Source organism: Hyphomicrobium sp. ghe19 (assembly GCF_902712875.1).
GTDB lineage: Bacteria > Pseudomonadota > Alphaproteobacteria > Rhizobiales > Hyphomicrobiaceae > Hyphomicrobium_B.
In genome coordinates this window covers 2929874-2953106 of record NZ_LR743509.1, presented here as the reverse complement: position 1 = coordinate 2953106, position 23233 = coordinate 2929874, and the positions used below count along the sequence as shown (strand labels likewise).

The following is a 23233-nucleotide window of genomic DNA, read 5'->3' as shown; positions in this document are numbered from 1 at the left end:
GCCCGGTTGGGCCGAATGCGCGGCCATTGGCCCCCGGGGGCGGTCGATTCCGGGCCCCGGTGCTGCTTCTCGCCCGGTAACGGGCTCCAGGAGCCTAGTGAGCGGCCATCTCGACCGCCTTGCCGGAAATCTTGGGCCGCTCCGAGCCCGCAATCCGCCCATCGTCGATCGTTATGATGCGGTCGGCGAATTGGAGCGTGCGGTGGTCGTGGGTGACCGCAAGAACGGCGCGGCGCGTGTCCTGAGCAACTTGCGCGAGCAATTCCATGACCGCCATGCCGTTTTTGGCGTCGAGGGCCGCCGTCGGCTCGTCGGCCAGAATGACCGAGGGCGAGCCCGCCAGGGCGCGGGCGATCGAAACCCGCTGCTTTTCGCCGCCCGACATTTTCGAGGGCATGGCGTTGATGCGATGGCCAAGGCCGACGGCCTCGAGGGCCCAGGCAGCTTGGTCGTAGGCGCCCGGACCATTGATATCGCGCAGATCAAGCGCCAGCATGACGTTCTCGACCGCCGATAAGGTGGGCACGAGATTGTACGACTGGAACACGAACCCGACGTGCTTCCGTCTGAGATTGGCGAGCTGCTCTTTGCTCATGTTCTGCGTCTTGAGACCCGCGACCGTCAGCTGTCCCTGGGTCGGCGAAAGGATGCACCCGAGGATCGAGAGCAGCGTCGTCTTGCCCGAGCCCGACGGGCCCATCATGAGCGTCAACTCGCCGGTCTGAAGCTCGAGGTCGATACCTTTGAGAACCTTGATCTCGTTCGGCGCCGTCCCGAGCACCTTCACGATGCCTTCGGCCTCGACGATCACTTTGCTGTTGCTCGGCTCGGTCATGTTGGGTCTCCAGAATTCGGTTAGCGGCTGAACACGACGGCCGGGTCGATACGGACGACCTTGATGATGGCGCTAGTGGCAGCGAAAATGCACATGCCGATCGTGATCGCGAAGAGTTGTACCGCGAGCGGCGTCGTCATGATGATTGTCAGCTTCGTATCCTGTGCGGCTTGGATGGCTATGAGTGCCAAGCTCATGCCCAGTGTGTAGCCGATGAGGCCGGACAAAATGGCCTGGATGAGGATGACTTTTACGATGTAGCCCGCTCCGGCACCGAGCGCACGCAACGTGGCAAACTCGTTGATGTGATCCTTGGTGCTCGAATAAAGCGTCTGGGCAACGATGACAATACCAACGATCAGTCCAAGCAGCTTGCCTGCATCGAGTGCCGCACCGGCGCCTGTCTGTTTCAGCCAGTAATCCTGGCTGCGCGTGCGAAATTGCGCCTGCGTCAATACTTCCGTGTCGGGTAGCCGCGTTTCGATTTCCTTGCGCACGGTCTGGATATTCGCACCGGGCAGAAGCGTGACGCGCTGATAGCTCGCCTGATCTTGATTTGCGCCTGCGAGGCGTCGCGACTCTTCGAGCGACGTGAAGACAAAAGGCAGCGTGGTGAACGAACGTACCCGTTTGGTGATCGCGACGAGCTTGACCGTCGTGCCGTTGAGTTCGGCCACGTCATTGAGCTGGCTGACGCCGAGATCGTTGAAATAGCTCCGGTCGATCGCGACCGTGTTCGGCGCTTCGAGCGCCTCGCGGCTTCCGTCGGTGATGTTCAGCGGCAGCGCTTTCGGGCTTTCGCCGGCGGTTCCGATCAGCAGAACCGTCGTTTCTCCGCCGAGTGGCTTACGCCAGCGCGCGAATGAAACGAGCATGTCTTCCGAGTTCGCGACGCCAGGCGCCGACAATGCCATATAACGCTCGCGTCCCGACAGAAACGACGGATCGTCGTAGCTCTTCGTCCCGAGCGGAACCACCCAAAGATCCGCAGGCGCCGCATCGATGATGGCGGCAATCTTGTTCGCAGAGCCGAGATAGATGCCGGATTGCACGGCGACGAGCACGACCGAGAACATGATGCCGACGACGGTAACGAAAAAGCTCAAGCGATCATGGAAGAGATTGCGGTAAGCGAGCTTGACCACCATCGGCACTGTGCGCTTCCCCGACCGGGGCCGGGGTGACTTCGCGGTTCGCGCTTTCGCCAGTGCGGGCGCTGTGGCTGCAAGTTCCATGACCTTTTCCCCTCCTTGAGGCAATGGTCGAGATTTCAACGATAGCGTCTCGGTTTCAGCTTTCCCAGGGCCGAGCTGTTGGCTGGCCCTGGCGAATGTCGTTAGGCTTTATTCGCAAGGAACATCGACGAGCCCGGCAATTGCCGCAGAGTAGCGGCGGCAGACGTGCTTCGTCTCGGTGGCAGCCGCGGTCGTCTCGGTATCGGCCTTCGCCGCAGTGTCGGTCATATCCGTCGTCGTCGAAGCCTTCTTGATCGAACCCGTCGTCATCTCGCTGACGGGTTTCGTCGTTTCGCTCGCCGAAGTGGAGGCCGGGGTCTTCGAAATCTCGGTTGTCGTGGCGGGATCGGAAGAGAGCTTGTCCTCGAGCTTGGCTGTCTGAACAGCCGGGGTGGCGGGAGCCTTCACCACTGGCGCGTCTGCAACCTCAACCTTCGGAGCGCGCTTGATCTTTGCAACTTTCCGGGCCGGAGCATCATCCTGATAATCGCGGCGCACAGTGCGGGGACGATCGTTACGGCGATAATCGTTTGCGCTGTAATTCTCGGCCGAGTGCGCGATGAAACTTCCGAGCGGGAAACCGAAGCCGAGCCGAACACCGGCATTCGCTGCATTGGTCATCGTTGTGCCGGCCAGAACAGCGGCGGCGAGGGCGAAAGCGATCTTGGTCATGTGAGCCTCCAGCGGTGATCTTTTGTTTCTATCTCGTCGCCGGTCCTCACCGGCTATGAGAGGAGAATGCCTCATCGCTCCGTCTGCGGCTGTTCCTGCAGGAACAGTGCGGATGGCTTTGAAAGATTCAGATTTTGATGATATGAATCAACGGCTTGTGGTGTGGCGACGGGAGTGTGTGGCGCGCTCGGTCTCGCTTTTCACGCTCCCGATTACGCAGCCATCGCCAGTGGCGTATCTTCGCGAACGCCGTTGAGCGGGGCCGTCTCGGCGTTGAGCGCCAGAAGCAATTGCTGCGCGTTGAACCCGAAACGGATGTTCAGTGGACGCTGCGCAGCTTCGAGCGCCGCCGATGTCAGAAGGCGGAAGCCGCGGTCGAGGAACAGAGCCTTGAGGCGACGGCTGGCAAATACGTCGAGCAGCGCGCGGAAGCGCAAGGCGACAGCTAAGCGGGCAACGTCCGAGCCTTCGAAGTCAGTCCAGATGCGAGTTTCGAGCGATCGGATCTCTTCCTCTTTGAGACCTCTGAGGAGCGCCAGTCCTTGCCCGCTTCGGATCAGCATATCCATGACGAAATGAAGCTCTCTCGCTTCGACCGCCGGTACGTCGGCGAGATCGATATTCGCACGCATGACACTTTCTCCTCACACGCTGATCAAATGCCGATGCTGCCGAAAGCCGACCACGGCGAACCCGCAAGAACGATGATGTCGCGAGCCTTGAGTTCACCGAGCTGAAAGTGCACTTCCTGACCTTCGAGATCTTCGAAGCGATTGCGAATGTCGGTGCCCTCGAAACGATAGGCACGCCCATCCTCAGCGCGAATGACCCCGACTCCGAGATCGCGGCGGAATTTTTTGATCTCTCCGTACATTCGTCTCTCCCCGAGTGAGCCTTGGCGGCGTTGTTGTCCAATGTCTGCATCATGCAAAAAGTATTGATTCTACGCTGTTCCTGAGGGGACACGACTTACGCGGATAATATTTGTGGAGACAAAAGTTGGTGTCGCGGCGAGCCTATCGACGGCGCCAACGAATGCCCGAAACGCCGGCGGGGAGGCGTGCTGATCGGGACCGCATTCCCGTTCAGCACAAACCTCCCCGCCTTCAGGACCGGCGACGGCTTCACTAAGGAGGAAGCGGGCCGCCGCTGGTCTTTCGTTAGCTCCGTTTTCAGAAGTCGTTCGCGAGCATTACGCGCCGGCTTTTTCCCTCAGGAGCATTCGTCTTCCCCCTCACTTGAAAAAAGCGTCGGCTCGCATTCCAGGCAACAGCGGAGGATTACCGTCGAGGTCGATGGTGACCTCGAGAACTTCGACGTCGGTCGGACGGCGCGCACCGCGAAGTGCGAATTGCGGGGATGACAGCGACGGAGCGAGCGCTGCAACAGTGCCTGCGAATTCCTTGCCGGGATAGGCGTTGCTCTTCACCGTGACCTTGCTTCCGACTTTGATCTTCGAGACATCGGTCTCGTCGACTTCAGCCTTGAGACGCACCACCGACATATCGCCGAGAACGGCGAGAGCCTGGTCGGGAGAGGGCGCAACCATCTCTCCGGCCTTCGCCGGAAGCTGCAGAACCGTTCCGGCGACCGGCGCGCGAATACGCGTCTTTTCGAGCAATGCTTCGGCAACCGAGACGTCCGAACGTGCCGCCTGCAACGCCGATTCGAGCCGATTGGGCGCGGGAATATCGGCCTTCGATTGCGCCGAAGCGTAAGTGGCTCGCTCCTTTTGCAGCTTCGCTTTCGCCTTGGTCAGATATTTGCGCGCGTCGTTGACGCGATCGGCGCTGCCGTTGCCTTGGCGTTGTGCCTGAAGTTCATATTCAAGGCCGAAGCGCGCATTGGTCAGCGCCCGTTCTGCGGTGAAGACGTTGTCTTCTGCGTTGCGAAGATCATCGCGGGCTTTGTCGAGAGGCTGAGCGTCGCGCTCGCGTTTGCGGGACGCGGCCTCCGTTTCGGCAGCCTGCAAGCGAGCCCGTGCTTCATCGTCGTCGAGCCGGATCAGAAGCTCGCCTTCTTCGACGGTATCGTTGAGCTTTACGTTGACCTCGGCGATGCGGCCGAGAAGCTGAGCGCCGACGCGTACAAGTCCGGACTTTGGCTCGATCCGGCCGGGCGCTGCGGCCACCCAGTCGATTTTCGCCGCTGTTTCCTCGTTTTTGATGGTGTCGTTATCGTCGGTTTTTGCGCCGAGCAAATCGCTGCGTGAAATGGCGATTGCGCCAAACGCGCCGATGCCGACCGCAACAAGCAGAAAGAGAAGCTTCCCGAGAAAGGCTCCCCTGCGTGGGTGATAGGTTTCGTCAGTGCTCATGTCATAGTCCTCCTTAAGAATGCAAAGCTGGCTGGAACTTGAATCCGGACCAACATCACGAGCGACACTATCGATCCTATCGCGTCTTTGCTGTTTCGGGCGGAACAGGGCCTGAATTCGGTGAATATCATAGGCGGATGGCTGATGATTTTAGCCATTCAAGACCGGCAGCGAGAGCTGGAAACGAGAACATAAGCCGAGATGAAAAAAGCTCCGGAAGTATCCGGAGCTTTTGGTGTCGTAGTCGGGGGAATTATTTGAACGCTGAGCCTGACGTCTTACTGGCACATCTCGCGGAGCGTCCAGCCGACGATTTTGCAGCTCTCGGAGCCATTCGCGTTCGTCACGCACTTGCGGCTCGGAAGGCGCTGATAATCGCAGTAGTAATTGCCCGAGTGTCCTGAATAGCCGTGCATCGGCTTCGAGAAATTATAGTCTTGAACAAAGAATTCTTTCGCGCCGCCGCCGGCATATGCGGCCGAGGTATTCAACGACATCACGGCGGCCAAAACGGCGAAAGTTGCGCCCGCGGCGAACGTGAAGCTGAATTTCGACATTGCCAATTCCTCCTTGGGTGAGCCTCGGGGCTCGTGAGTTGATGGAGGCAACCTAGGCGCGATGAGCGCCGAAGGCTGTTACGGGCGGAACATGCCGCAGAGGAGCCCGCGATGTCGCGCACTCTTGATGGCAGGCATCCGGGTAGTAGTATGGCGTACTGTATCAAAACATCAGTAAGCACCTGAAATCGTGAGGCACACAAGTTGCGAAAACTTTGGAATACCGGTCGCAGCCTCTGGTCGGTCTGGAGGGCACCACCGAGCGTAGCGCCCGTGGCGGATGTGGCCGGCTCAGCCTACGACTTTGAATTCGTCAGCATCGATGGCAGTCCGATGAAGCTTTCTGATTGGCACGGCCGGCCACTCCTGGTTGTGAATTCGGCATCGCTCTGCGGCTTTACCAAGCAATATGCCGGACTGCAGGATCTGTGGACGCGCTACGAGAAAGAAGGCCTCGTCGTCATTGCCGTCCCGTCGAACGACTTCGGAGAACAGGAACCGACACCCGAGGGCGAGATCCAGACCTTCTGTCAGGGCGTCTTCGGTGTCTCGTTTCCGCTGACTGCCAAACACTCCGTCGTCGGGCCGGAAGCGCATCCGTTTTACAAATGGGCGGCCGAAGCCATGGGACCCGCCGGAACGCCGGCCTGGAATTTCCACAAATACCTGGTGGGCCGCGACGGCCGCCTGCTGCGTTCGTTTCCGGCCAAATTGGCGCCCACATCCGCCGAAATGATCTCCTGGATCGAGAAAGCGCTTGAGAAAAAAGTTTCGGTTTCGACCGCACTAAACTGATCGTCGCGCGTTGGTGTTCAGGCCCGGTTCAAGGGCAGGGACGCAAATGAGACCGCTAGACGATCGCAAAGGGCGGATAATGACGACAAGCCGCCGTTCACTTTTGAAGTCCGGAGGAGGCTTGGGGTTGGCTTGGGTACTCGCCGGCAACCCGCTCAAGGCGATGGCCGCCTCCGGCATTCCTCAAAATGAGTTCAAGGCGCCGGTACCATTCTCGTTCGATATTCTCGATCAGGAAGCGCAGCGCCTCGCCCGCTATAGCTACGAGCCGCCGATCACGCCGTCGCCAAATGTCCTCGCCGAAATAAATTACGATCAATCTCAGCGTATTCGTTACCGGACCGACCGCACCGTGGATCTCGACGGCGCGGGACATTACCCGGTCCAGTTTTTCCATATGAACAAGTACGCGTCCGATCCTGTCCGCATCAGTCTCGTGGAAGGCGGAGAAGCACGCGAGCTTATCTACAATCAGGATCTGTTCGAAATCCCTAAAGGCCATCCGGCTGAAGGGCTCCGCGCGGGCGCGGGGTTCGCGGGCTTTCGCATCATGGCCGAAGACCAGAAGACCGATTGGTTCGCCGCCATGGGCGCTTCCTATTTCAGAAGCTCCGGCCCCTACAACCAGTATGGATTGTCGGCGCGTGGCATTGCCATCGACACGGCAATGTCGAAGCACGAGGAATTTCCACGTTTCACGCACTACTGGCTTGAAGCATCGCCCGAGCCCGGCGGACCGGTCGTCATATATGCGCTGCTCGACGGACCAAGCATCGCTGGCGCTTACCGCATGGCGACCAAGCGCGTGACGCAGCCCAACGGCTCATATCGCTGCGACATGGAAATCGAGGCCCGCCTGCACATTCGTGCGGATATCGATCGCATTGGCATAGCGCCATTCTCGAGCATGTTCTGGTACGGCGAAGATTCGCACATCGAACCGCGGGACTGGCGGCCGGAAATTCACGACAGCGACGGTTTGGCGATCTTGACCGGCGGCGGTGAACGCATCTGGCGGCCGATTATCAATCCGCCGCACGCGATGACGAACGCCTTTTCCGATCGTGACCCGAAAGGCTTCGGGCTGCTGCAACGCGACCGCGATTTCGTGCATTATCTGGACGACGGAATTTTCTATGAACGGCGACCGTCCGTTTGGGTCGAACCGTTGGATGCTTGGGGCGAGGGCGCCGTGCATCTTGTGGAACTCCACACCGATACGGAGACTTGGGACAACATCGTCGCCTGTTGGGTGCCGAAAGAAAAGTGCAAGGCCGGCCAACGCCGCGTGTTTCGCTATCGCCTTTCGTGGCTGGACGACATTCCATTTCCCGATACGCTCGGGCGCACGATCGGAACCTGGTCCGGCATTGGCGGACCTCCGGGGTTGAGCTTCAACGCGCGCCCGGCAGCGACGCGGAAGTTCGTGATCGACTTCGCCGGAGAGGTATTCGAAGGGCTGGGCCGCGACAGCGGCGTCGAGCTCGTCGTCACTTGCTCTCGCGGTTCGATTTCAGGCATTGCCACGTACCCGGTGGTCGGCCAGCGGCATCGCTGGCGCGCAATGTTCGATCTCAAGGAGCAGGGGGCCGAACCGATAGACCTCCGGGCCTATCTGCGCAAAGGCGACGCCGCCCTCACCGAGACGTGGATCTACCAGCACTTTCCGGCGTCGGCCTAAGTCCGCGCACCGATATTGTGGGGAATAGGTGGCAGACGCGCATCAGACGCCGATGGGCGCGACGCGCGTCTCGTTTGGACCAACGTTACTTCGCGGGTCCGGTTTCGATGGGGAGGCCATTCTCCTGGCCCCATTCCGCCCAGCTGCCGTCATAGACGGACGCGTTCGTCTGGCCGACGACGGCAAGCGCGAGCGCCAGCATCGAAGCCGTCACGCCCGATCCGCACGTCGTCACCACGGGCTTCGAAACATCGATGCCGACATTCTTGAAGAGCGTGACGATCTCTTCCGCCGACTTATACGTGCCGTCTGAGTTCAGAAGCTGCTGCGAGGGAATGTTCTTCGAACCGGGAATGTGCCCCTGACGCAAGCCGGGACGCGGCTCGGCCTCGGTGCCTTCGAAACGCCCCGCGGGACGTGCGTCGACGACTTGGACGCCGTTCTTCTTCAGCAGCGCCTTCATATCGTCGAGGTCGCGAATGATCTCGGTGTTCTGAAGCGGTGAATAATGCCGTTCCGATCGCTTCGGCGGCGGCCCATCCTCGAGCGGCCGCCCTTCGGCCTTCCATTTGCGCAAGCCCCCGTTCAACACGGCGACGTCGCGATGCCCCATGGCGCGGAACGTCCACCACACGCGGGCGGCCGAAAAAATGCCGGTCGTATCGTAAACCACGATGCGGGCGCCGTCGCCGATCCCCATCTTCTTCATCCGCGACGCGAATTTCACGGTCGACGGAAGCATGTGGGGAAGCGGCGACTTTTCGTCCGACAGGTCGTCGATGTCGAAGAATAAGGCGCCGGGAATGTGCTCGGCGAGATACTCTTTCTTCGCGTCGCGATTGGCAGTCGGAAGGTGCCAACTGCCGTCGAGGATGATCAAATCGGGCGAGGAGAGGTGCTCAGCGAGCCAATCCGTCTCGACGATCCAGTTCTTCGCTGTCACAGGCAAGGAAATTTCCCACGGTTTGCTGATCATGGCTTTGTTTTGCGGCCTGAAGCACATAGGCAAATCTGGGCCCGCCCGCAAGTTGAAGCGGCGAATTGGAGCAGGACTCGTGGCAAGGCAGGCCGCTGGCGCATTTTGCGGCATCTGCGCATTGGGGCCTATCGGTTTACGCGTTGTTTTCGGATGCGGTTTTCAGTATGAGACGCCCTTCGTAACCGGCCGCCGGGGGAAAGACCGATGGTTGGAAGCATGTGCGGGCGTGGCGGAACTGGTAGACGCACTCGGTTTAGGTCCGAACGACGCAAGTCGTGGGGGTTCAAATCCCTCCGCCCGCACCAGCTTTTCTTTTGCGCGCTGAAAAGCGCCACCTTTCTGCGATTGCTTCGGCCTGCGCGTTGCACGCTTGCAGATTTGCTGCTGCGCATCTAAAGGGAGCCCGTTCTGCCGCCCCATTACGCAAACGCGAAGGTCGCTCTCGTTTGAAGCCTCGCGTCGGCGCCAGTCTCGGACCAACAACTTCGGATACTGACTGAGATGTCTCGGAAATGGCTCGTAGCCGGGGGAGGCATCTCGGGCCTCGCCGCAGCTCAGGCTCTGCAGGAGAGCGGCGGCGATTACCTGTTGCTGGAGCGCTGCCCCGCTGTCGGCGGCCTGACGCGCACAACACAAGTCGAGGACTTCTGCTTCGACTACACCGGCCACTTTCTTCATCTTCGCCGCTTTCCGTCGCCGTCGCAGATTCCCCACGCGCATTTGAACGATGATGACTGGGAGACGGTCGAGAGGAAGTCCTATTTCTTCGCGGGCGGCCGCCTCGTCGATGCGCCCATCCAATATCACCTCGGCGAACTGCCGGACGAGCTGCGCAAAGAGTGTGAGACGTCCTACGACGAGAGACCCGCAGCCGGCGGCAAAATCGAAGGCTTTCGCGAGTTCATCGTTTCAGGCTTCGGCCAGGCCGTTGCCGATCGGTTTCTCATTCCGCAAAACGAGAAGACGATGGCGACGCCGCTCAGCCGTCTCTCGATCGGCGCCGTCAAAAGGTTTTTCCCGCAGCCGGACGAACGGCGTATCCGCGCCGGGTTCGCGAACGAAGCAGTGGAGACCGCCGAATACAACTCGACGTTCTGGTATCCGAAGCGCGGCGGCATCGATGTTCTGACGCGCGGCCTTGCCCAGGGCCTGAAGAGCGTCGCGACGAACGAAGAGATTATCGGCATCGATCTCGAACGCCGCATGGTCACGACGAGCGCTGGGCGTAGCGTCGAATGGGAAAACATGCTGCCAAGCATTCCTCTCAAGGCGCTCTGCAAGCTGACGCGGGACCCGCAGTTGATGGCTGCCGCCGAACAGCTGAGCCACAGCTCAACCATCAGCTTCAACTTCGGCGTTCGCGGAAAATTGCCGGGCGCACTCAAGGACGCGCATTGGGTCTATGTGCCCGACCGCGACATCCCATTCTATCGGTTCGGCTGCTATTCGAACATCAGCCCGGCCATGTGCTCGAACGGCTATAACGCCGTGTACGTCGAGGTCGGCGTGCCGGGCGAGGATATTGACCGCACCGACATCGCAAGCAAGCTTCAGACCGACGTCATCGCGGCGCTTGAAAAACTCGGATGGGTGAAAAGCGAAGACATCGTCTGCACGGTGGCGCATGTGATCCGCTGCGCTTACGTTCATCACACGCCGGAACGCGATCAGCTCGTGCGCGACATTCTCTCGCGGCTGAATGCGGCAGGAATTCATCCCATCGGCCGGTATGGACTATGGGATTATGTTGGCATGGAAGATTCGATTAGCTCGGCGTTAACTACGGTCGAAGCGCTGACCGGATGAGTGGAGGCCGCCGCATGAAATCATTGATCGTGACGGCCGACGACTTCGGAATGTCGATCCCCGTCAACGACGGCATCGAAGCATCTCACAGCGACGGAATTCTCTCGGCAACGAGCTTGATGTGCGGAGGCGATGCATTTTCCGATGCCGTCGAACGCGCGAAACGCCTGCCGAACCTCGGCGTCGGCCTGCACATCCATTTGGTGGATAGCCGTCCGGTCCTGCCGCCCGAAAAGATACCGCTGCTCGTCGATCGCGACGGATGCTTCTCGAATAACCCTGAGCTATTCGGCTTCAATCTGTACTTCTCGGGCGAGATGCGGCGCCAGGCCGAAGCCGAGATCGAAGCGCAGTTCCAGCGTTTCGAAAGCACCGGCCTCGTGATGGATCACATCAATGGCCATCACCATTTCCACATGCACCCGGCCGTGACGGACGCAATCGCGAAGTTCGCACCGCGTTACGGATCGCCGCCGGTTCGATATCCGGTCGAGCCGTTTTGGCCATCGTGGGAAGCGGGCGCCGACAAACCTGTTCGGCGGCTCTTCAACTGGGCGCTCTACGCCAGTCTGACGTCGAGGATGCGTCGAAAGCTTAAGAGCGCAGGGTTGGCGCTCAACGATCACATCTTCGGCGTGAACGACACGGGCGCCATGACCGAAAAGCGCATCCTCGCCTACCTCGACCACCTGCCCGATGGCGTGACGGAGCTTTACGCGCACCCCGCGATGCGCATGGAAAATCAGCCGCAAACCTACGGCTCTGCCGAGGAATACAGCGGGCTCGTCAGCCCGGTTGTCCGCGCCAAAGTTGCAGCCCTTGGGTTGCAGCCTCTGACGTTCAGAGCAGCCTTCACGGCCTGAGGTGTCGAAAGCTGCAGCATGTGCTACGCCGACCGGAAATAATCGTCGCCGCGCGTTAGCCGCCTAATCTCATCGCCTGGGGAGACTTCTGCCGCATGCACTTGCCAATCGTGGTCCTCAATCCCGCGGTGATCGCCGGTATCATCCTGGGTCTTGCGGCCTTGGCCTACCTTGTGCTCGCGCTGTATTTCACGCGGCGCTTCCGTGAACGTCCGGCCTCGGTGGATGGATGGCGCCCACCCGTTTCGGTGTTGAAGCCTGTCCACGGCTCCCAGCCATTCCTTTACGATTGCCTTCGCACGTTCTGCGATCAGGATTGGCCGGAGTACGAGGTCATTTTCGGCGCGCACTCGGAGACGGATCCGGCCGTCGCGGTCGTCAAGCGCCTGATCGCCGAGTTTCCGGGTCGCAATCTCAGGCTCGTAATCGATGCAAATCTCGTCGGACCCAATCCGCGGGCGTCCAACCTCGCCAACATTTACAGGGCCGCGCGCTACGACATTTTGCTCGTCGCCGACGCTGACCTTCGCGTCGACAGAAATTGCATCGCGTCGATGGCCGCTCCGTTCGTCAATCCGAAGGTGGGCGCGGTTGCGTCCATCTATAAAGGCCTTCCCTACGGAGGAGCCGCAGCCGCCGATTTCGGAACCCTCAATATCAGCGACTGGTTCGCGCCATCGGTGCTGGTAGACGTCGGGCTTCGCGGTATCGATTTCGCGTTCGCGATGGCCAGCGTTCGCCGCGAGGCTCTCGACTCGTTCGGCGGCTTCGATCATCTCTCCAATTTCTTCCCCGACGACTTCGCGCTTGGAAACCTCACGGCTCAACGCGGCTACGAGGTCGTTCTGTCATCCTATTGTTGCGACACCATCGTCGCGGAGAAGAGTTTCAGCGAGTTGTTCCGCCACGAAATCCTGTGGCAGCGGATGGAGCGCTTCTGCCGCCCGGCCGATCATTTCATGTCGGTCATCACCTGGCCGCTGCCGTTGCTTGTCGTTCTGCTGCTTCCGTGGCCGTCCATCGTTGGACTTTCGATCATCGGCTTGGAGATCGTGCTTCGCATCGCGCTCCATTACCAAGTTCGCCAAAGCTTCCGGATGAACACGCCGCCTAAGCCTTGGCTGGTCCCGTTGCGCGAGTGCGTCTGTTTCTTCGCTTGGGCTTTCGGCCTTTTCGGCAACAAAGTGCGCTGGGGGAAGAATATCTTCACGTACGAAACCTTCCGTAAGCTCATCGCCGACGGTCGTAACGCTGGCTCCGCCGGCTCTGATCGCGCGGCCGTATCGCTCGGAGACAAGCGATGACCGCCGAGCCGGTCTCGGGTCCTTCCGGCTCGCGCATCGCGTTCTTCATCGCCGCGATGGCGGGAATAGCTGTCGCGATTTGCCTCGTCGTTTATTTCGGCATCTCCGGTGTCTGGGACGCAATGGCGACGGCAGGCTGGCGCGGCATGGCGGCAATCCTCACGGCCTATCTCGCCTCGCTCGTGCTCTGCGCGTGGGCTTGGCGCGTGCTGCTCGTCGAGAACCATACGGCGCACAGCGGTCTGCTATTCCTCTGGGCGCGCTGGGTCCGCGACAGCGTCGGCAACCTGCTCGCCATCATCCCCGGAGCAGGCGAGGCTGCTGGCGCCCGGGAATTGACCAAGCACGGCCTGCGGGTGAACGTTGCGGCCGCGACGACCATTACCGACATGACGACGGAGATGCTGAGCCAGCTCATCTACACGTTCATGGGGCTGGCATTGCTCTTTCTCTACCATCCGGATGAACAGGCGGCCTGGTGGGCGGCCGCCGGACTCTGCATCGCAACCATCGCGGTTGTCGGATTCCTCATCGCGCAGAACAAGGGTCTGATACTCTTTCTCGAAACATTGCCCGCAAAGCTTGGCTTCACGCGCGCCTGGGAAGGGCTATCCGACAGCGACAGCATTCACGCAGCCGTCCAGGCGATCTATCGCAAGAAGGGGGCGGTGATCGCGTCGACCTTCCTGCACCTGCTGGGCTGGCTCGCGGGCGCCGCCGAAACGTGGATAGCTCTTTGGTTCATGAACCATACGCTTTCGGCGGGAGACGTCCTTGCGCTTGAAAGCCTGGTCTTCGCGCTTCGAACGGCGGCCTTCATCGTTCCTTGGGCTGCGGGTGTGCAGGAGGGCGGCTATGTCGTGGTCGGCGCGCTGTTCGGACTGGGCCCCGATGTCGCTCTTGCCCTATCGCTGCTGAAACGTGCCCGCGAGATCACCTCCGGCGTCCCTGGTCTCCTGGCCTGGCATTTCGCGGAAGGCAAACGCCTGTGGCAAGGCCGCCTTGCGGCCTCCCGCGAATAGCGCGCTCGCCACCGACGGAAAGTCGTTAACGGTGGGGGATCGATCCCCGAATTGCCGTGGATCTGTGAACCGCGTGTTAGGCGCGGGTGCTCTGTTGTCTTGCGGTAGCGAAAGCGCTTTACTGCCCATAAGGGCAGTCCGCTGAACGTTGGCATATGAGAGGCAATCATGGGCCAATTATCTGTACCGGTTTCCGGCGAAGATCACATCGAAGGTTCGCCGAATGCGCCAATGACCTTGGTTGAATACGGTGATTTCGAGTGTCCCTACTGCGGCGACGCCTATTCGGTCATCAAGGCGGTGCAAGAGGCCATGGGCGACGAACTGCGGTTCGTCTACCGGCATTTCCCGCTTACACGGCTTCACCCGCACGCACTGCACGCGGCCGAAATTGCTGAAGCCGCCGGCGCGATCGACCGCTTTTGGGACATGCACGATATTCTCTTCGAGAACCAAATGGCGCTCGCGGATGACGACCTGCTGGTTGACGCTAGTGCAGTTGGGTTGAGCAATAACGCCGTCCAACAGGCATTCGCCGGCCGCTATGCCGATCATATCAAGCGAGATTTTCGCGGTGGCGTTCGCAGTGGCGTGAACGGAACACCGTGCTTGTTCGTTAATGGGCAGCGCTTCGATGGCCCGCGGGATGTCGAAGCCATCGTCGCGGCCTTGGAAGCCTCCGCCTCCCGCCGCTTCGGGCTCGACGGCTGACGGCGTGATGACGTGACGGCGGGCGGATGTTGAATCTTTTCCCTTGAGGTCCAAGTGGAAATTTCGAATGCAGCACTCCGCCTATTACCTTCCGTCGATTCCGTTCTGGATAGCGTGACCGCCGCAACGCTCGTGGAGCGCTTCGGCCGCGCCGCCTCGACCGAGGCGATCCGCAGCGTGCTGACGGAAGCGCGGGTTGCCCTCAAATCCGGCTCATCCGTCGTCCCGACGGTCGAACAGGTGGCGACCTTGGCGCTTGCGCGTCTCGCGGACGAGGATCGCTCCGGTCTGCGCCCGCTCTTCAATCTCACAGGCACCGTGCTCCATACGAACCTCGGGCGCGCGGTGCTCGCCGAATCCGCGATCGAGGCCGCAGTCGAAGCGATGCGAGAACCGGTCGCTCTGGAATTTGACTTGGCGGCCGGCAAACGCGGCGAACGCGATGATCACGTGAGAGAGCTTCTCTGCGCGTTGACCGGTGCCGAAGATGCAACCGTCGTCAACAACAATGCGGCCGCCGTTCTTCTCGCGCTCAACACCCTTGCGGGCGGACGCGAAGCCATTGTCTCCCGGGGGGAGTTGATCGAGATCGGCGGCGCTTTCCGCATGCCCGACATCATGGCCAGAGCGGGCGTAATGCTCGTCGAAGTCGGAACCACCAACCGCACGCATATGAAGGACTATACGGCCGCGCTTACCGAAGCGACCGGCGTCATTCTGAAGGTCCACACCTCGAACTATCGCATTCTCGGATTTACGTCCGAAGTCGGCGGCGCAGAGCTCGCCCGCATTGCACGGGAGGCAAACGTCGCGCTGATGAATGACCTCGGATCGGGCACGCTCGTGGATTTGTCCCGGTATGGCCTGCAGAAGGAGCCGACGGTGCGCGAGGCCGTCGCGCAAGGCCCGGACGTAGTCACGTTCTCGGGCGACAAGCTTCTCGGTGGCCCGCAAGCGGGGTTCATCGTGGGCAAGCGCGCCCTCATCGAAGCGATCAACCGCAACCCCATGAAACGCGCGCTGCGCGTCGACAAGATCCGCCTCGCGGCGATAGAAGCGACGCTGAAACTTTATCGCGACCCGGATCGCCTTGCCGAACGCTTGCCGACGCTCCGTCTGCTCGCGCGCACTCATTCTGAAATCGAAGACCAAGCGCGGCGTCTGCTGCCCGATGTGCGGCGCGCGGTCGGACGAGCCTTCACCGTGGATGTTTGCGAATGCGAAAGCCAGATCGGCTCAGGTGCGCTGCCGCTCGATACGATATCGAGCGCCGGCCTCGCCGTCGCATCGAATGCCGGTGGCGGTGCGCTCGAGCACCTGGCGGCCGCGTTGCGCGGCTTGTCTCGCCCCGTCATCGGCAGACTGGACGACGGCGCCCTCATTCTCGATCTTAGATGCTTGACCGATGAAGCAGCATTTCTATCTGCTTTGAATGAACTCGACCGCAGCGCCCCGGCCCAATCCGGGAACGGGCAACGCAGCCGATAAAACAGATGATCATCGGCACAGCTGGCCACATCGATCACGGAAAGACGGCGCTGGTCAAAGCGCTGACCGGCGTCGACGGCGACCGCCTGAAGGAGGAAAAGGCGCGCGGGATCACGATCGATCTCGGCTTCGCATATCTGCCATCGCCGGAAGGTCAAATCCTCGGCTTTATCGATGTCCCCGGCCACGAGCGCTTCGTGCATACGATGCTCGCGGGCGCAAGCGGCATCGACTTCGCTCTGCTCACGGTCGCCGCCGACGACGGGATCAAACCGCAGACGCTCGAACATCTTGCGATCCTCGATCTCCTCGGCATCAGCCAGGGCTTCGCTGTTGTGACGAAAGCTGATCTCGCGAGCCGCGAGCGCATCGCCGAAGTCACGGGTCAGATCAAAGATGCGATTGCCGATACGGCGTTCGCGAAGGCCGATGTCATGGCCGTCTCGGCCATCACCGGACAGGGCATCGATGAACTGCGAAAATATCTTATTGCAGCGGCCTCGGTGATCTACGCGCGATCGGCGGAGGGTTGCTTTCGCCTCGCGGTCGACCGCGTTTTCACATTGCCCGGCGTGGGCGTTGTCGTAACCGGCACCGTTCTCTCTGGAATGGTGCGCGTCGGCGATCAGGTGCAACTCAGTCCTTCGGGATTACCGGCGCGTGTGCGTTCGATACATGCTCAAAACACACCCGCCGAGTTCGCAAAAGCCGGCGACCGCAGTGCGCTCAACCTGAGCGGAGCGGATATCTCCAAGGATGCAATTCATCGCGGTGACGTCGTGCTCGATCTGGCACTTCACGCGCCGACCGATCGCATCGACGCGGTGTTGCGGGTGTTGCCATCGGAACAAAAGTCGATTGGACAATGGTTTCCTGTGCGTTTGCATCACGCGGCGACCGAAGTCGGTGCGCGTATCGTTCTGCTCGACGACAAATATCTTGAGCCCGGAGCCGCAGCCCACGTCCAACTCGTTCTCGATCAGCCGATCGCCGCAGGTGTGCATGATCGCTTCGTGGTACGCGATGTCTCCGCGCAACGGACCATCGGCGGCGGCAAGTTTATCGACCTCCGTGCGCCGTCCCGAAAGCGGCGAACGCCGGAGCGGCAGGCGCAACGCGAAGCACTGAAGATCGATGATCCCCCGGCGTCGTTATCGGCGTTACTTGAGGTGGCGCCGTTTTCTGTCGATCTCGCAGCGTTCGCGCGCGACCGGGGGCTTTCCAGCGTGCAAATGGGACGGCTCGCTTCCAACCTCGGACTGACGATCCTGGAAACCCGTGATGCCCTGACGGCGCTGTCGCCGCTTCGGTGGAAGTTGTTTGCCCAGAGCCTAAGCGAGACGGTCACGGAATATCACGCCGCGAACCCCGACCTCCAGGGCATCGGACGCGAACAGCTTCGCCTTATGCTGCAGCCGCGCCTCGGCAAGACATCATTCGCAGTGGCACTTCAGAAATTGTCGGAAGCGGGCGGCATCGCACTCGACGGCGCATTCGTTCGCCTCACGTCCCATAGTGTGCGGCTCGCACCCGGCGACGAGGCGGCCTGGATTGCGACCGCTGAGCTTCTCGGGGGCGATGAGCGCTTTCGCCCGCCGCGCGTGCGCGATATCGCGGCGGCGACGGGAAACCCTGAGCGTGACGTTCGCCGCCTGCTGAAACTCGCAGGACGGCTGGGATGGGTCGACGAGGTCGCGCACGACCACTTCTTCCTGCGAGGCAGCATCCGCGAAATCGTGGCCATCGCGGCTGGCATAGAGGCGCGGGCGGAAAATAAATCGTTCAACGCCGCCGACCTCCGCGACCGCCTCGACAACGGGCGCAAGGTCGCGATCCAGATCTTGGAGTTCCTGGACCGGCATGGCGTGACGCTGCGCAAGGGCGATCTCCGGCGCATGAATGAGCATCGGCTGGACTTGTTTGGAAGTGTCGTGCTTTCGTCGGCTGACGTGCACGGAGGCGAAGCGTCCCCGGTGGGGCGTTCGGACTTCAAATCCGAGTGGGGCAGCGAGCCTGCCCCAGGTGGGTTCGACTCCCACTCGCCTTCGCCAACATTGCCGAAAAGAGCACCCGTGACCCGCGCCCCAAATCGTGGCGGCAATCGCCCTAGAAAATATTGATCCGCGGTTCGCCGGTTCTGACCATGCCGATGATGCGCGCCGATGGATAACCGGCTTCTTCGATCGAGCTGCGGATATCTTCGGCGTGCTCGTCGGCGCATGCGATCAGCAGGCCGCCCGACGTCTGCGGATCGCTCAGCAGCGTTCGTCCGGTCGCCGGCAGGCTCGCCGGCAAAACAACCTCGTGCCCATAGCTTGCCCAGTTGCGCGCCGACGCGCCCGTCGCGAACCCGGCTTCCGCCAGGGCTTCAGCGGACGATAGAAATGGAATGCGGTCATACGCGATATCGATGCTGACGCCGCTCCCGCGCGCCATCTCGAGAGCATGTCCGAGAAGTCCGAAGCCGGTCACGTCAGTCATCGCGTGCACAGACGGAAGCTCGCCGAGCGTTTGGCCGATGCGGTTCAATAAGGTCGTCGACGCCATCATTTCGGCGTAGGCATCCGCGGGCAGCGAGCGCTTCTTGAAAGCCGCCGAATAGATGCCGACGCCGATCCCCTTCGTCAGGATGATCGCATCTCCCGGCATCGCGCCGGAATTCCGGCGGACGTTTTGATGCTTGGCGAGGCCGATCACCGCCAGCCCATAGATCGGCTCCGGCGTGTCGATCGAGTGGCCGCCCGCGACGGGAATTCCAGCTTCCGCACAAACCGACGCGCCGCCAGCAAGGATCTCACGCACGGTCTCGACGGGAAGCTTGTCGAGCGGCATTCCGAGGATCGCCAGCGCCATGATCGGCCGCCCGCCCATGGCGTAGACGTCGGAAATGGCATTGGCCGCGGCGATGCGGCCGAAGTCGCGCTCGTCATCGACCATGGGCATGAAAAAATCGGTCGTTGCGATAACGCATTGATCGTCGTCGATACGCCAGACGGCAGCGTCGTCGCCTGTTTCCGTTCCGACGAGCAGTTGCGAAAAGGGGCCAGCCACCGGCTGCCCGGCCAGCAACTGCTGGAGGACGGAAGGAGCGAGCTTGCAGCCGCAGCCGCCGCCATGCGCCAGATCAGTCAAGCGAATTGCAGTGCTCAGCATATTTCATGCCTCGTTGCGAAGCGCAGATTTATCAGGAGGAAACCGAATACAACTCAAATCTGTTTGCCTCATGCCGGGATATAGGTGGACGATCCGTATACGCTACGTCAGAAATGCATCACCCGCATTGCCAACCGAATGTCAGTTGGAGGAATGGATGAACGCCACTCGCCAATCCGAGATGACGCTGAGGTGGATCATCTTCCTGACGTTGGCAGTCGTCGGGCTTTTCTACGTAAAATGGTTTCCATACTATAACCGCGCTTTCGTCGCCGCGGCGAACCATTCGATCGGAAGTTCAATACTGATGGGAACGGCAGCCGCGCCGCCCGCACCATCATGGGACGCGGCGTTCGGGTACGCCTTGGCTTACGGCAAAGCCATCTGGCAGGCCATGGTGCTTGGCCTTTTGCTCGGCTCGGCGATCCAGGCACTGCTGCCGGCTGATTGGATGGCGCGCGTGCTGGGCAAAACGAACTTCGGTACCGTCGCGGTCGCCGGAATGCTCTCGGTGCCGAGCATGATGTGCACGTGCTGTGCAGCGCCAGTGGTCGTCGGGATGCGCGAGCGTCAGGCATCTCCCGGCGCCGCGATCGCCTTTTGGCTCGGCAATACGGTGCTCAATCCCGCGACGCTCGTGTTCATGGGTTTTGTCCTCGGCTGGAATTGGACAGCGTTACGCATCCTTTTGGGAGTGCCGATGGTGTTCGGCCTGGGCTACCTCGTCAATCTGATGGTGACACCGAACGAGGCTGCAGCAGCCGAAGCGCGAATTGCGGAGGTGACAGCAAAGTCGCAGACATCGGGAGCGGCCGGGCCGAACGCGTTCGTCCGCTGGATCGAAATTTTCGTGCGCATGTCGGTGCGCCTGATCCCGGAATACATTATCCTGGTCTTGCTGCTCGGAGCAGCCCGCGCTTGGCTATTTCCCGAGATCGGCCCCGCCGTCGACAACAACATCGGCTGGATCGTGGCATTCGCGGCCGCCGGAATGCTGTTCGTGATCCCGACGGCAGGTGAGGTGCCGATCGTTCAAGCGATGCTCGCGCTCGGAATGGGCGCGGGACCCGCAGCGGCCCTATTGTTGACGCTGCCGCCGGTGAGCCTGCCGTCGCTCGCGATGGTCAGCGGATCGTTCCGCTGGCAGACGCTTCTTATTGTGGCAGGCGGGGTCGTGGTGTTTGGCGTCGTTGCCGGACTGATCGCCGCCGGTCTCAAACTATAAGATCGATCTACCCGATGAGCAGCATCGGATTGGGCGCGTGCCGTGCCCAGCCCGCTTCGGAGACCATGATGTCGAGCCCGAGCGTCGCGAGGTCGTCGGCGTAAGGATCGGCCTTCGTGTCCTTCATCTGATAAATCATTTTCGCGTACGTCTGGCAGTCGTCGCAGGTCTCTGCTTTGACGACGCCGGGGCCGCCCTCGATCTCCTTGAGCGAGACTTTGCGGGAACTCTCGCAGGTGATGCATATCGCGCGCACGTGGTTCCAGGCCGTCGAGCACAGCGAACAATAGAGGTAACGAATTCCGGGCGCGTCTCCTGATGCGGTGATCATTCCCGAAACGGCCGTCGAGCCGCAGCACGGGCAAAGCCCCCGCTGTGGCAGCAGCCGCAGCGCCGAAGCGTCGAGCGACCCGGCAAGCAGCGTGAAATAAACTTGAAGCGCCGCTGCGACGTAGAGAGCCGAACCGGCGTCGGTGCCGCGGACGGTATCGCGAAGGAAGCCATCGGCCAGATCTTCGATCGTCTCGGTCGTCGAGCTGCGCACTTTGGTAATCGTCTCGCGCGCGGGCGCCGGAAGCGAACATCCTTCGAGCGCATCGAGAATGAGCGCGAGACCGTCGCGCCACGCCGCATTGCGGTGATGCCCGTCTGCGGCGAGTGGCGGAATGCGCCCCGCCACCGAGCGGTCGATCAGTGAACGGTCGATGGGTGGCATCGGCGCGAGCGTCGTCACCGCGATGTGTTGCGCATCCGAAAGATCGGCCATGAACGTCAACCATTCGGCCATGGGATGATCGGTCGACAGCGCCCGCAGACGATGAGCGGTTGCGGAAAAGCGCGTCGTGGGATCGGGCAGGAACAACGCTTCGGGAGTTTTGACGCCGCCCTGCGGGTTACCGATCCACTTGCCTGTTGGCGGCGCTCCACCTTGCCTCATGAACGCAACCTCATTCGCGCGTCTCTCGCGTTACGACATTCGGCCTCGGCCCGTTGGAGCCCGTAGCCACTAACGAACGAAACCATTTGCGATGATGACGCCAAGCCCAGCCGGGCGTCACATAGCCTTGGGTCATCGCCCGCATCGATCCGCGTACCCATATAGCGGCGTAGACGTGTACGATCCAGATAAGGATCGCGGCGATCGCGCACAACGAATGAATGAGCAGGGCGGCACGTTGAGTCGGGATCGACGTCCATGTCCAGAAATAAGTTTGCCAAATGATCAGGCCCGTTATGAGGAGGATGGGAATTAGCAGCGCCATCGACCAGAAGACGAACTTCTGACCGGCGTTGAAACGCCCGACTTCCGGAACATCTTTCTCGTCATTGGCGAGAACACGATCGATCGCCTTCATCCACGCGATATCGTCCCTGTTCCAGAGATTGTCGCGCCAGAATTGGATGACGAGGCCGGTGTAGCTGACGACCAGAACGATTCCGATCCAGGGATGTGCACCGCGCGCCCATTGACCGCTGCCGAAAAAAGCCGACATCCAGTAGAGCAGCGGATCGAACATCGAAAGACCCGACAGAGTCAGGAGTATGAAGCACGCGGCCGTGATCCAATGGTTGATCCGCGTCGCGGTATCGTTTCGTGTCAAAGCGCCGGGCGGTCTGGTCATACCTGAGGCTCCACTGGCTCTGGCCGGCGCGGCTTCCCTCCCGCTTCCGGCGGTGGCGGCGTCTTTGTCTTTGCCTCGATGAGACGCTTGGCGGCTTCTTCGTCTTCGGACTCCACTTCATTTGGACCCGCGATGACCCAATGCATGAAGCCGGCGACAGCAGCGGCCGCAACGCCGGCCAGCGCCACCGGCTTGATGAGACCCTTCCAGAATTCGACCGTCGGGCTGATCGTCGGATTGTCGGGCAGCCCGGCGTAGATAGACGGCGTATTGGCGTGGTGCAGGACGTACATCACGTGCGTACCGCCAACTCCGGGCGGATCGTAAAGACCGGCATTTTCATATCCGCGTGACTTGAGATCTTCGACCCGCTCGCCGGCCCAGTCGGTCATGTTCTGCTTCGTACCGAAGAGGATCGCCCCGGTCGGGCATGCCTTCACGCACGCAGGCTCCAAGTTGACGGCCACGCGATCGGAGCACAGCGTACATTTATACGACTTGAGATCCACCTCGCTGATGCGCGGAATATTGAAGGGACATCCCTTCAAGCAATACCCGCAGCCGATGCAGTTCTCGCTGATGAAGTCGACGATGCCGTTCTCGTACTGAACGATTGCGCCGGGCGCCGGGCAGGCCTTCAGGCAACCGGGGTCTTCGCAATGCATGCAGCCGTCCTTCCGGATCAGCCATTCGAGATCGCCTTTTTCGTTCTCCCATTCCGTGAAGTGCATGAGCGTCCACGTTTCAGGATCGAGATCCATGGGATTTTTCAACGTGCCATGAAACGTCCCGACGGGCTCTCTGAGGTTGTTCCATTCCATGCACGCTGCTTGGCACGCCTTGCAGCCGATGCACCGGGTTACATCGATGAGCTTTGCCATCTCCGCTTGATAATCACGCGCAGCCGGCGGTGTAATCGTCGTCGCCGAGATCCGGACGTAGTTCTGCGATTGATAATTCGTCATCGG

21 protein-coding genes, 2 tRNA genes and 1 pseudogene are annotated in these 23233 nt (G+C 61.0%); 12 read left to right on the top strand and 12 right to left on the bottom strand.

Going from position 1 to position 23233, the window contains the following annotated elements; all coding sequences use genetic code 11:
* Nucleotides 1-94: 94 nt before the first annotated feature.
* The 7 genes from AACL53_RS14145 to AACL53_RS14115 all read right to left on the bottom strand — a co-directional run bounded on the left by AACL53_RS14145 (nucleotide 95) and on the right by AACL53_RS14115 (nucleotide 5616).
* Nucleotides 95-835, bottom strand: a complete 741-nt coding sequence (locus tag AACL53_RS14145) for an ABC transporter ATP-binding protein (RefSeq protein ID WP_339085169.1) — start codon at nucleotides 833-835, stop codon at nucleotides 95-97.
* Between the two features lie 20 nt (nucleotides 836-855).
* Complete coding sequence (locus AACL53_RS14140; protein WP_339085168.1) at nucleotides 856-2070, bottom strand: ABC transporter permease; 1215 nt, start codon at nucleotides 2068-2070, stop codon at nucleotides 856-858.
* Between the two features lie 108 nt (nucleotides 2071-2178).
* Nucleotides 2179-2742, bottom strand: coding sequence for a hypothetical protein (locus AACL53_RS14135; protein WP_339085167.1), 564 nt, complete (start codon nucleotides 2740-2742; stop codon nucleotides 2179-2181).
* Nucleotides 2743-2954: 212 nt separating this feature from the next.
* Nucleotides 2955-3374: a hypothetical protein gene (locus AACL53_RS14130; protein ID WP_339085166.1), complete on the bottom strand. Its 420-nt coding sequence runs from the start codon at nucleotides 3372-3374 to the stop codon at nucleotides 2955-2957.
* Nucleotides 3375-3397: 23 nt separating this feature from the next.
* Nucleotides 3398-3616, bottom strand: a complete 219-nt coding sequence (locus tag AACL53_RS14125; RefSeq protein ID WP_092867637.1) for a hypothetical protein — start codon at nucleotides 3614-3616, stop codon at nucleotides 3398-3400.
* A gap of 360 nt (nucleotides 3617-3976) precedes the next feature.
* Complete coding sequence (locus tag AACL53_RS14120) at nucleotides 3977-5059, bottom strand: HlyD family secretion protein (RefSeq protein WP_339085165.1); 1083 nt, start codon at nucleotides 5057-5059, stop codon at nucleotides 3977-3979.
* 278 nt (nucleotides 5060-5337) lie between these two features.
* Complete coding sequence (locus AACL53_RS14115; RefSeq protein ID WP_339085164.1) at nucleotides 5338-5616, bottom strand: hypothetical protein; 279 nt, start codon at nucleotides 5614-5616, stop codon at nucleotides 5338-5340.
* Nucleotides 5617-5889: 273 nt separating this feature from the next.
* Here AACL53_RS14115 and AACL53_RS14110 point away from each other — a divergent pair, with 273 nt between their 5' ends.
* Together AACL53_RS14110 and AACL53_RS14105 are read left to right on the top strand one after the other, a co-directional pair.
* Nucleotides 5890-6411: a glutathione peroxidase gene (locus AACL53_RS14110; RefSeq protein WP_339085163.1), complete on the top strand. Its 522-nt coding sequence runs from the start codon at nucleotides 5890-5892 to the stop codon at nucleotides 6409-6411.
* A 127-nt stretch (nucleotides 6412-6538) separates the two neighbouring features.
* Nucleotides 6539-8092, top strand: a complete 1554-nt coding sequence (locus AACL53_RS14105; protein ID WP_339085162.1) for a glucan biosynthesis protein — start codon at nucleotides 6539-6541, stop codon at nucleotides 8090-8092.
* Between the two features lie 85 nt (nucleotides 8093-8177).
* Here the strand turns inward: AACL53_RS14105 and sseA are convergent, their stop codons facing one another.
* Nucleotides 8178-9041 carry a 3-mercaptopyruvate sulfurtransferase gene (gene sseA / locus AACL53_RS14100; protein ID WP_339085161.1) on the bottom strand — a complete coding sequence of 288 codons (864 nt, stop codon included), beginning with the start codon at nucleotides 9039-9041 and terminating at the stop codon, nucleotides 8178-8180.
* A gap of 250 nt (nucleotides 9042-9291) precedes the next feature.
* Between sseA and AACL53_RS14095 the strand changes: the two genes are divergently transcribed.
* From AACL53_RS14095 to AACL53_RS14055, 9 genes and pseudogenes are all read left to right on the top strand, one after another.
* Nucleotides 9292-9376, top strand: a tRNA-Leu gene (locus AACL53_RS14095).
* A 196-nt stretch (nucleotides 9377-9572) separates the two neighbouring features.
* Nucleotides 9573-10877 carry an NAD(P)/FAD-dependent oxidoreductase gene (locus AACL53_RS14090; protein ID WP_339085160.1) on the top strand — a complete coding sequence of 435 codons (1305 nt, stop codon included), beginning with the start codon at nucleotides 9573-9575 and terminating at the stop codon, nucleotides 10875-10877.
* Between the two features lie 14 nt (nucleotides 10878-10891).
* On the top strand, nucleotides 10892-11740 hold the full coding sequence (hpnK, locus tag AACL53_RS14085) for a hopanoid biosynthesis-associated protein HpnK (RefSeq protein WP_339085159.1): 849 nt from the start codon (nucleotides 10892-10894) through the stop codon (nucleotides 11738-11740).
* A gap of 95 nt (nucleotides 11741-11835) precedes the next feature.
* Nucleotides 11836-13044 carry a bacteriohopanetetrol glucosamine biosynthesis glycosyltransferase HpnI gene (hpnI, locus tag AACL53_RS14080; protein ID WP_339085158.1) on the top strand — a complete coding sequence of 403 codons (1209 nt, stop codon included), beginning with the start codon at nucleotides 11836-11838 and terminating at the stop codon, nucleotides 13042-13044.
* A complete protein-coding gene (locus AACL53_RS14075) occupies nucleotides 13041-14066 on the top strand; it encodes a lysylphosphatidylglycerol synthase domain-containing protein (RefSeq protein WP_339085157.1) in 1026 nt (341 codons plus the stop codon). The genes hpnI and AACL53_RS14075 overlap by 4 nt, the downstream gene beginning before the upstream one ends.
* A 168-nt stretch (nucleotides 14067-14234) precedes the next feature.
* Nucleotides 14235-14777 (top strand): DsbA family protein, encoded by a 543-nt coding sequence (locus AACL53_RS14070; RefSeq protein WP_339085156.1) that lies wholly within the window; start codon nucleotides 14235-14237, stop codon nucleotides 14775-14777.
* A 54-nt stretch (nucleotides 14778-14831) separates the two neighbouring features.
* Nucleotides 14832-16265 carry an L-seryl-tRNA(Sec) selenium transferase gene (selA, locus tag AACL53_RS14065; RefSeq protein WP_339085155.1) on the top strand — a complete coding sequence of 478 codons (1434 nt, stop codon included), beginning with the start codon at nucleotides 14832-14834 and terminating at the stop codon, nucleotides 16263-16265.
* A 5-nt stretch (nucleotides 16266-16270) separates the two neighbouring features.
* Nucleotides 16271-18103 (top strand): annotated as a pseudogene (gene selB / locus AACL53_RS14060) (selenocysteine-specific translation elongation factor); the annotation flags it as partial.
* A 117-nt stretch (nucleotides 18104-18220) separates the two neighbouring features.
* Nucleotides 18221-18316 (top strand) — tRNA-Sec (locus AACL53_RS14055).
* 55 nt (nucleotides 18317-18371) lie between these two features.
* Here the strand turns inward: AACL53_RS14055 and selD are convergent.
* The gene (gene selD / locus AACL53_RS14050) at nucleotides 18372-19418 is read right to left on the bottom strand and encodes a selenide, water dikinase SelD (protein WP_339085154.1); all 1047 of its coding nucleotides are present in this window, start codon (nucleotides 19416-19418) and stop codon (nucleotides 18372-18374) included.
* A 157-nt stretch (nucleotides 19419-19575) separates the two neighbouring features.
* Here selD and AACL53_RS14045 point away from each other — a divergent pair, with 157 nt between their 5' ends.
* On the top strand, nucleotides 19576-20643 hold the full coding sequence (locus AACL53_RS14045) for a permease (protein WP_339085153.1): 1068 nt from the start codon (nucleotides 19576-19578) through the stop codon (nucleotides 20641-20643).
* Nucleotides 20644-20650: 7 nt separating this feature from the next.
* On the opposite strand, the gene fdhE is transcribed toward AACL53_RS14045, so the two are convergent.
* The 3 genes from fdhE to fdxH are packed head-to-tail and all read right to left on the bottom strand — an operon-like array spanning nucleotide 20651 to nucleotide 23230.
* Nucleotides 20651-21580: a formate dehydrogenase accessory protein FdhE gene (fdhE, locus tag AACL53_RS14040; protein WP_339085152.1), complete on the bottom strand. Its 930-nt coding sequence runs from the start codon at nucleotides 21578-21580 to the stop codon at nucleotides 20651-20653.
* Nucleotides 21581-21590: 10 nt separating this feature from the next.
* Nucleotides 21591-22265 (bottom strand): formate dehydrogenase subunit gamma, encoded by a 675-nt coding sequence (locus tag AACL53_RS14035; protein WP_339085151.1) that lies wholly within the window; start codon nucleotides 22263-22265, stop codon nucleotides 21591-21593.
* The gene (gene fdxH / locus AACL53_RS14030) at nucleotides 22262-23230 is read right to left on the bottom strand and encodes a formate dehydrogenase subunit beta (protein WP_339085150.1); all 969 of its coding nucleotides are present in this window, start codon (nucleotides 23228-23230) and stop codon (nucleotides 22262-22264) included. The genes AACL53_RS14035 and fdxH overlap by 4 nt, the downstream gene beginning before the upstream one ends.
* Nucleotides 23231-23233: the final 3 nt, after the last annotated feature.

Bases quoted from the DNA above. Each gene is read 5' to 3' on its own strand.
- AACL53_RS14145 (WP_339085169.1), bottom strand. From the start codon at position 835: ATGACCGAGCCGAGCAACAGCAAAGTGATCGTCGAGGCCGAAGGCATC.
- AACL53_RS14140 (WP_339085168.1), bottom strand. From the start codon at position 2,070: ATGGAACTTGCAGCCACAGCGCCCGCACTGGCGAAAGCGCGAACCGCG.
- AACL53_RS14135 (WP_339085167.1), bottom strand. From the start codon at position 2,742: ATGACCAAGATCGCTTTCGCCCTCGCCGCCGCTGTTCTGGCCGGCACA.
- AACL53_RS14130 (WP_339085166.1), bottom strand. From the start codon at position 3,374: ATGCGTGCGAATATCGATCTCGCCGACGTACCGGCGGTCGAAGCGAGA.
- AACL53_RS14125 (WP_092867637.1), bottom strand. From the start codon at position 3,616: ATGTACGGAGAGATCAAAAAATTCCGCCGCGATCTCGGAGTCGGGGTC.
- AACL53_RS14120 (WP_339085165.1), bottom strand. From the start codon at position 5,059: ATGAGCACTGACGAAACCTATCACCCACGCAGGGGAGCCTTTCTCGGG.
- AACL53_RS14115 (WP_339085164.1), bottom strand. From the start codon at position 5,616: ATGTCGAAATTCAGCTTCACGTTCGCCGCGGGCGCAACTTTCGCCGTT.
- AACL53_RS14090 (WP_339085160.1), top strand. From the start codon at position 9,573: ATGTCTCGGAAATGGCTCGTAGCCGGGGGAGGCATCTCGGGCCTCGCC.
- hpnK (WP_339085159.1), top strand. From the start codon at position 10,892: ATGAAATCATTGATCGTGACGGCCGACGACTTCGGAATGTCGATCCCC.
- hpnI (WP_339085158.1), top strand. From the start codon at position 11,836: ATGCACTTGCCAATCGTGGTCCTCAATCCCGCGGTGATCGCCGGTATC.
- AACL53_RS14075 (WP_339085157.1), top strand. From the start codon at position 13,041: ATGACCGCCGAGCCGGTCTCGGGTCCTTCCGGCTCGCGCATCGCGTTC.
- AACL53_RS14070 (WP_339085156.1), top strand. From the start codon at position 14,235: ATGGGCCAATTATCTGTACCGGTTTCCGGCGAAGATCACATCGAAGGT.
- selD (WP_339085154.1), bottom strand. From the start codon at position 19,418: ATGCTGAGCACTGCAATTCGCTTGACTGATCTGGCGCATGGCGGCGGC.
- AACL53_RS14045 (WP_339085153.1), top strand. From the start codon at position 19,576: ATGAACGCCACTCGCCAATCCGAGATGACGCTGAGGTGGATCATCTTC.
- fdhE (WP_339085152.1), bottom strand. From the start codon at position 21,580: ATGAGGCAAGGTGGAGCGCCGCCAACAGGCAAGTGGATCGGTAACCCG.
- AACL53_RS14035 (WP_339085151.1), bottom strand. From the start codon at position 22,265: ATGACCAGACCGCCCGGCGCTTTGACACGAAACGATACCGCGACGCGG.
- fdxH (WP_339085150.1), bottom strand. From the start codon at position 23,230: ATGACGAATTATCAATCGCAGAACTACGTCCGGATCTCGGCGACGACG.